6 protein-coding genes are annotated in these 7,145 nt (G+C 64.5%); 2 read left to right on the top strand and 4 right to left on the bottom strand.

From position 1 onward, the window contains the following. The 4 genes from QBJ92_RS20285 to QBJ92_RS20270 all read right to left on the bottom strand — a co-directional run. Positions 1–804 (bottom strand): aldo/keto reductase (locus QBJ92_RS20285; protein ID WP_277971499.1); only part of this gene is annotated, 804 nt, incomplete at its 3' end. Then, complete coding sequence (locus QBJ92_RS20280; RefSeq protein WP_277971498.1) at positions 801–1,781, bottom strand: aldo/keto reductase; 981 nt, start codon at positions 1,779–1,781, stop codon at positions 801–803. The genes QBJ92_RS20280 and QBJ92_RS20285, both read right to left, overlap by 4 nt. Positions 1,782–1,792: 11 nt before the next feature. Next, a complete protein-coding gene (gene poxB / locus QBJ92_RS20275) occupies positions 1,793–3,541 on the bottom strand; it encodes a ubiquinone-dependent pyruvate dehydrogenase (RefSeq protein ID WP_277971497.1) in 1,749 nt (582 codons plus the stop codon). Between the two features lie 31 nt (positions 3,542–3,572). Then, the gene (locus QBJ92_RS20270; protein WP_277971496.1) at positions 3,573–4,091 is read right to left on the bottom strand and encodes a hemerythrin domain-containing protein; all 519 of its coding nucleotides are present in this window, start codon (positions 4,089–4,091) and stop codon (positions 3,573–3,575) included. 244 nt (positions 4,092–4,335) lie between these two features. Here QBJ92_RS20270 and QBJ92_RS20265 point away from each other — a divergent pair, with 244 nt between their 5' ends. Then, a complete protein-coding gene (locus QBJ92_RS20265; protein ID WP_277971495.1) occupies positions 4,336–5,811 on the top strand; it encodes a phospholipase D-like domain-containing protein in 1,476 nt (491 codons plus the stop codon). Between the two features lie 92 nt (positions 5,812–5,903). Then, positions 5,904–6,707, top strand: coding sequence for a universal stress protein (locus QBJ92_RS20260; RefSeq protein ID WP_277971494.1), 804 nt, complete (start codon positions 5,904–5,906; stop codon positions 6,705–6,707). Positions 6,708–7,145 lie beyond the last annotated feature (438 nt).

The following is a 7,145-nucleotide window of genomic DNA, read 5'->3' as shown; positions in this document are numbered from 1 at the left end:
CTTCGGCCGCGGAAACGCCGCCTCCAGCCGGTCCAGCAACACCCGGTCCAGCACCAGATCGAGCGCGGCGTGGTTGTCGCGGACATGGTCGACCGATCCCGCCTTGGGGATCGCGATCACCGACGGATCGCGCAGCACCCACGCCAGCGCGACTTGTGCAGGCGTCGCATCGAACTCCGCGGCGATCGTCCGCAAGGTCGCATTCCCGAGCAGCCGGCCCTGTTCGACCGGGCTATACGCCATCACCGGAATCCCGCGCTCGCCGAGCCACGGCAGCAGATCGAGCTCAGGTCCGCGCCGCGTCAGATTGTAGAGAATCTGGTCGGTCATGCAGGCCGTGCCGCCAGCGGCGACCAGCTCGGCCAGGTCGTCGGCATCGAGGTTGCTCACCCCCCAACGCGCGATCAGCCCGTCTGCGACCAGCCGCTCCATCGCCTCGACCGTCTCCGCGAGCGGCACCGAGCCACGCCAGTGCAGCAGATACAGATCGAGCTGCTCGACGCCGAGCCGCGCGAGGCTCGCTTCGCACGCCGTGCGCAGCCGCGCGCGCGATGCATTCTGCGGCAGCGCCTTGCTGACGAGGAAGACGTGTTCGCGTACCCCCGCGATCGCTTCGCCGACGAGATGTTCCGACCGTCCGTCACCGTACATTTCGGCGGTGTCGATCAGCGTCATCCCACGCTCGATCCCCTCGCGCAGCGCAGCAATCTCGGCAGCGCGGGTAGCGGCGGAATCGCCCATGTTCCACGTGCCTTGCCCCAGCGCGGGAACCAGCGTGCCATCGGGAAGCGCGACCGTCTTCATGCGAACCCGACCACCGCATGCGGCACATACGGTTCCTCCAGCCGCGCGATTTCGTCCTCGGTCAGCCCGATCTCGAGCGCCGCGATCGCATCGTCGAGATGCCCCGGCTTGGACACGCCGACGATCGGCGCGGTCACTTCGGGCTTGGCCAGCACCCAGGCGAGCGCAATCTGTGCGCGCGGTACGCCGCGTTCCTTGGCGATCTCGGCCACCCGTTCGACCACGCGGCGATCCGCCTCGGCGGTGTGGCTGTAGAGGGTCGCGCCGAACTGGTCGGTCTCCGACCGGTTGGTCGCTTCGTCCCAGTCGCGCGTCAGCCGTCCGCGCGCGAGCGGGCTCCACGGGATCACGCCGATCCCCTCCGCCTCGCACAACGGGAGCATCTCGCGCTCCTCCTCGCGGTACAGCAGGTTGAGATAATCCTGCATCGTCGAGAAGCGCGTCCAGCCGTTCGCGTCCGACACGTGGAGCATCGTCGCGAACTGCCACGCGTACATCGACGATGCGCCGATGTAGCGCGCCTTGCCCGCCTTCACGACATCGTGGAGCGCTTCCAGCGTTTCCTCGATCGGAACGTCGGAATCGAAGCGGTGGATCTGGTACAAATCGACGTAATCGGTGCCAAGTCGCGTCAAACTGGCGTCGATTTCGGTCATGATCGCCTTGCGGCTGAGGCCCGCGCCATTGGGGCCGGGGCGCATCCGGCCATGCACCTTGGTCGCGATCACGACTTCGTCGCGCCGCGTGAAATCCTTGAGCGCGCGTCCGACGATCTCTTCCGAGGTGCCGTCCGAATAGACGTTGGCGGTGTCGAAGAAATTGATTCCCGCCTCGACCGCCTTTTGCAGGATCGGGCGGCTGGTCGCTTCGTCGATCGTCCAGGCGTGGTTGCCGCGATCGGGAATGCCGTACGTCATGCACCCGAGGCACAGCCGCGAGACGTCGAGGCCGGTCATGCCGAGCTTCAGATAATCCATCGCTTTTTCCTTCAGAACAGGTTGCGGAGTAGGCCCGCGTTGGTCTTGCCCAGTTCGATCACCGAGTCGCCGCGCCCGCTGAGGATCGCCTTCGCCATGTAGAGCGTGAAGCCCCTCATTTGCTCGAGCGTGATCTTGGGCGGCATCGACAATTCGTCGCGTGCGGTGACTGCGTCGAGGAGTGCAGGCCCGGGATGATCGAGCACGTCGCGCACGCCGCGCGCGAGATCGCCGGGGTCGGTTACGCGGACCGCGTGCATCCCCATCGCGCGTGCCATCGCCGCGAAATCGGGGTTGTCGAGCGTAACGCCGGTCTCGACCAAACCGGCAGCTTTCATCTCCATTTCGACGAAGCCGAGCGTCCCGTTGTTGAAAACGACGATCTTGACGGGCAATTCGAGCTGTCGAACGGTCAATAATTCGCCCATCAGCATCGCGAGACCACCGTCCCCCGACAGCGAGACGACCTGCCGCCCCGGCGACGCCGCCTGCGCGCCGATCGCCTGCGGCAGCGCGTTCGCCATCGACCCGTGGTTCCACGATCCAATCAGCCGGCGACGCCCGTTCATCTTGAGATAGCGCGCGGCCCACACCGTCGGCGTGCCGACATCGGCGGTGAACACCGCATCCTCGCTCGCCATCTCGCTGACCAGCCGCGCGACATGCTGCGGATGAAGGACCCCGCTGCCGGGCGTGCCATCCGCCAGCTCGTCGAGATCCTCGCGGGCCTTAGCGTAGTTTTTCAAAGACTTGTCGAGGAAATCCCGATCCCGCCCATCGTCCAACACCGGCAGCACCGCCTCGATCGTCGCGGCAACATCGCCGACCAGCCCCAGATCGATCGCGGTCCGCCGCCCGAGGTTCTCCGGTCGGAGGTCGACCTGTGCGACCTTCGCCTCGTTCGGCAGGAACTGGCGATACGGGAAATCGGTCCCCAGCATCAGCAGCGTGTCGCACGCCATCATCGCGTCATAGCCCGAGGCGAAGCCGATCAGCCCGGTCATCCCGACGTCATAGGGGTTATCGTATTCGACCCATTCCTTGCCCCCGAGCGCATGCACCACCGGCGCCTGCAACGCAGCCGCCAGCCGGATCAACTGCCGATGCGCATCGCGGCAGCCGCGGCCCGCCAGGATCGTGACCTTGCCCGCATCGTTGAGCAGCGCCGCCAGCTTCGCGATCTCGCCCGCGGCGGGCGTAATGACGGGGGCGGCCGGCAGCAACGCATCCGCCGATCGCGCGAGCGTCCCCGTCGTCGTGCGCAAGGCAACGTCGCCGGGGATCGCAACGACCGAAACCCCGCGATGCCCCACCGCCGCGCGGATCGCGGTGTCGAGCGTGCGCGGCATCTGGTCCGCGTCGCTGATCGTCTCGCAATAGACGCTGCATTCGCGGAACAGCGCCTCGGGCCGCGTCTCCTGGAAGTAGTTCGAGCCGATCTCGCCGCTCGGCACCTGCGCCGCTATCGCTAGCACGGGGACGCGCGTCCGGTTGCAGTCGTACAGCCCGTTGATCAAATGCATGTTCCCCGGCCCGCACGATCCCGCGCACGCCGCGAGCTTGCCCGTCAGCTGCGCCTCGGCCCCGGCGGCGAACGCGGCCGCTTCCTCGTTGCGGACGTGGATCCATTCGATCTTGCCCTGCGCGCGGATCGCCTCGGTCAGGCCGTTGAGGCTGTCCCCGACCACGCCGTAGATCCGTTCGACCCCCGCAAGATGGAGCGTCTGGGCGAACAAATCTGCGATCGTGGTCTTCGACATGGGGTTTCTCCTGGGGAGGGAGGGCAGGGGGTTACTTCTTGGCGTGATCCGCGACCCACTGGTCGGGGTCCTTGTCGACCGGCTTGACCCCGGTGATGTGCTGCGCGCTGAACGCCGCGAACTTGACCGCGAGGTCGTGCCGCTCCTGAAGCGTCGCATTCTCGCGGAAGTCGGTCAGGCCCTGGCGTTCTTCCTCCGCCAGATGGTCGCCATTTTCCTCGTTCGCCTTGCCGATCGCCTCGAACCACGCGTCCGATCCGACATCTTCCTTGTTTACCGCAGACGAGGCGTCCCGGATCTTGTTATGATCCTCGATCGCGTCCTCGGTCTCCTCTGCGGCGCTGTCGGCATCGTTGCCGCCGGTGCCGATCTGCATCAGCCGCGGGTAGAAAAAGCGCTCCTCCGCCTCGGCATGCGTATCGAGCAGCGCGTTGAGCCGGCCCCAAATCGCACCGAGCGAGTCCGTGTCCGATCGGTCGATCTGCTCGATCTGCGCGAACAGGGTGCGGATCTGATGATGGTCGTCGAGAATGAGGTCGGTAATATCCATGAGGCAACTCCTTGATGGTGATGTCGTGCGGGTTTGACGGTGGAAAATTAGCCGAACGTGCAGGGCACGGGGTCGAGCGCACAAACACCCGAGCTGGCGATCCGGTCCCAAGATGAAACGGAAATTAGCGGCGGTCCGCGCTGCTGACGGGGGCGAAGCGAAATTCTTGACTCATGCGTCGCGGTTTCGCGTAAGGGCGCGGAATGGATCGCTTCCCCAGTCCGCGCCCGACTGTGCGCCGTTTATGACCGACATTGCCGCCGAGTCTGGCACCGAGTCGCTTCGCCCGGGCGACACGTGCTGGCGAATCGAGCAGGCGACAGCGGCCTCAGTCATCGTCGATGCAGACGATTATTTTCGTCACGCGCGTTCCGCAATGCTCAAGGCCCGCAAGCGGATCATGTTGATCGGTTGGGACTTTGATGCGCGGATACAACTCGGCACCAGCGACGAGGCGCGCGATGCGCCATCGCGGGTCGGAGATTTCGTTCTCTGGCTGGTCGACAATAATCCTGAACTCGAGGTCTTCCTGCTACGCTGGGATCTCGGCGCGATGAAGACGCTGTTCCGGGGGCGGACGATCTTCACCGTGGTGAAGTGGATGCGCCATCCGCGAATCCACACCAAGCTCGACGCGAAGCATCCCCCCGCCGCGTCGCATCATCAGAAGATCGTCGTGATCGATGATTGCTTCGCGTTCTGCGGCGGGATCGACATGACCGGCGACCGCTGGGACACACGCGAACACCGCGATGACGAACCCGGTCGACGGCAGCCCAACGGCAAGCCGTACAAGCCGTGGCACGACGCCACCACCGCGTTGACCGGTCCGGTTGCGGCCGCGCTCGGCGAGCATGCCCGGATGCGGTGGGAACGCGCTGGCGGGCATCCAATCGAGCCGGTGCGCGGCGGAAGCGATTGCTGGCCCGACGCGCTCGAGCGTCACTTCGGGAAAGTCACCGTCGCGATCGCACGCAGCGCGCCCGAAATGCCCGATTGCGAGCCGGTGATCGAGATCGAGCGTCTGTATCTCGATCAGATCGCGCGCGCCAAGCGCTTCATCTACGCCGAAAGCCAGTATTTCGCATCGCGCAAGATCGCCGAGGCGATCGCCAAGCGGCTCGAGGAGCCCGATGGCCCCGAGATCGTGCTGATCAACCCGGTGTCCGCGCAAGGATGGCTCGAACCGCTCGCGATGGATACCGCACGGGCGCGGTTATACGAGACGTTGCACCGTCGCGATCGGCAGCATCGCTTCCGCATCTTTCACCCGCATACCAGGGGCGGGGAAGCGATCTACGTCCACGCCAAGATCATGATCGTCGATGACGTCAGCTTGCGGGTCGGGTCGTCGAACATGAACAACCGTTCGATGCGGCTCGACACCGAGTGTGACGTCACGATCACCACCGCGAGCCCCGGGAACGAGGGGTACGGCCCGGTGATCACCGGGATCCGCGACGGGTTGATCGCCGAGCATTTGGGATGTTCGCAAGAGCAGGTCCGCGCCAAGATCGACGAAACTGACTCGCTGATCGCGACGATCGAATCGCTGCGGGGAACGGGCAAGACGCTGATCCCATACGAAACGCCCGATCTGACCGCGGTCGAGGAATGGCTTGCCGATAACGAGGTGCTCGACGCCGAAGGGCCGGGGGCCGCGATCGAGGGGATCGTCAAGGGCGGGCTGTTGCGCCGATTGCGCCGCCGCAAACGCTGAGCGCTGCGGCGCACCTCTCCGTAAAATTCCCGATTCTCGGCGTTCGTGGCTCGACCTAGCGTGTGGCGTTACGCTGACACGGGAGACGGTCGATGAAGAATATCCTGGTTCTTGTTCACGACGATGAAGGGCAGGAAGCGCGGCTTCAGGTCGCGTTCGATATCGTTCGGGCGGTGCGCGGGCATTTGACGTGCGTCGATGTCGTGACGGTGCCCGTTTTCGTCGGGGATTATATTTCGTCGGGCGGGGACGCGCTGTTGCTGGCGGACGAGCAGGCGCGGGAATCGCGCAACGCCGTCGTGCTCAAGGAACGCCTCGCGCATGAGGATATCCCCTATGATTGGGTCGATGCGACCGGTGATCCGGCGACTTGCCTTCGGGCGGCGGCAAAACTCTCGGATCTGATCGTGGTGAATCGCCGGCTCGACGGTACGTGGTATCCCGACACGAGCGAGATTACCGGAGAGCTGGTGGCAAAGGGTCGGCGTCCGGTTCTGGCGGTGCCCGAGGGGGTCCATCATCTCGATCTGACCGGAAACGTCGTCATCGCGTGGGACGGGTCCGATCCGGCAGAATCGGCGATGCGGGCGGCGGTCCCGCTGTTGACGTTCGCCGGATCGGTGACGGTGCTTCAGGTCGATGACGGGTCGATTAAGATCCCTGCAACTGAAGCTGCCAAGTATCTGTCGCGTCATGGGATTACCGCGATGGTCCAGATCGAGGATGGGCGCGGTCGCAAGGTCACCGATGTCGTGCGGACCGTCCTCGCCAGCCGTTCGGCGAGTTACCTCGTGATGGGCGGGTTCGACCATCCGCGATGGGTCCAGTCGATGTTCGGGGGTGTCACCTCCACGATGATCGATCGCAGCCCGGTCCCGGTGTTGCTGGCGCACTGACCGGATCGCACGATGCTCGCGACCGTCTTCAACCCCGCTGTGGGGACGCCCACAACGCGCATAAGACGCTTTTGACGCGCCTTTGAAAGAAAAGTGCAAAAAAGGGTTTGACCGAATCAAAGGCCCCGCCTAGAGGGGTGTCACCGCAGCGACGGACCGGACGGTTCGCTTCTGCAGTCACCAGATCCTCGGCGCTCGGTTCGCCCTTTGAAAGAAGGGTTGAGCAAGGCGTCGGTATTCTGCGCTCTTTGACATTGTTGGTTTTAGATGAAGGGACATGTGGGCGGCGGCTACACGGTCTTTCGGGTCCTCTAGGCTCGTTGGATCGTTCAAAGCCAAGTCGCTCTTTTACATGTCCTTCACGTATCCATACGTAAGAATATGTGCAGAGCAGCTCCTAGAGATGCTGACGTTATCGTGGAATTCCACTGCGATGAC

Source organism: Sphingomonas echinoides (genome assembly GCF_029623395.1).
Lineage (GTDB): Bacteria > Pseudomonadota > Alphaproteobacteria > Sphingomonadales > Sphingomonadaceae > Sphingomonas > Sphingomonas echinoides_A.
The sequence above is the reverse complement of the archived record's forward strand: the minus strand, read 5'-3'. Positions and strand labels throughout refer to the sequence as shown.

Excerpts from the sequence above, each read along its gene's own strand:
- QBJ92_RS20280 (WP_277971498.1), bottom strand. The coding sequence starts at position 1,781 with ATGGATTATCTGAAGCTCGGCATGACCGGCCTCGACGTCTCGCGGCTG.
- poxB (WP_277971497.1), bottom strand. The coding sequence starts at position 3,541 with ATGTCGAAGACCACGATCGCAGATTTGTTCGCCCAGACGCTCCATCTT.
- QBJ92_RS20270 (WP_277971496.1), bottom strand. The coding sequence starts at position 4,091 with ATGGATATTACCGACCTCATTCTCGACGACCATCATCAGATCCGCACC.
- QBJ92_RS20265 (WP_277971495.1), top strand. The coding sequence starts at position 4,336 with ATGACCGACATTGCCGCCGAGTCTGGCACCGAGTCGCTTCGCCCGGGC.
- QBJ92_RS20260 (WP_277971494.1), top strand. The coding sequence starts at position 5,904 with ATGAAGAATATCCTGGTTCTTGTTCACGACGATGAAGGGCAGGAAGCG.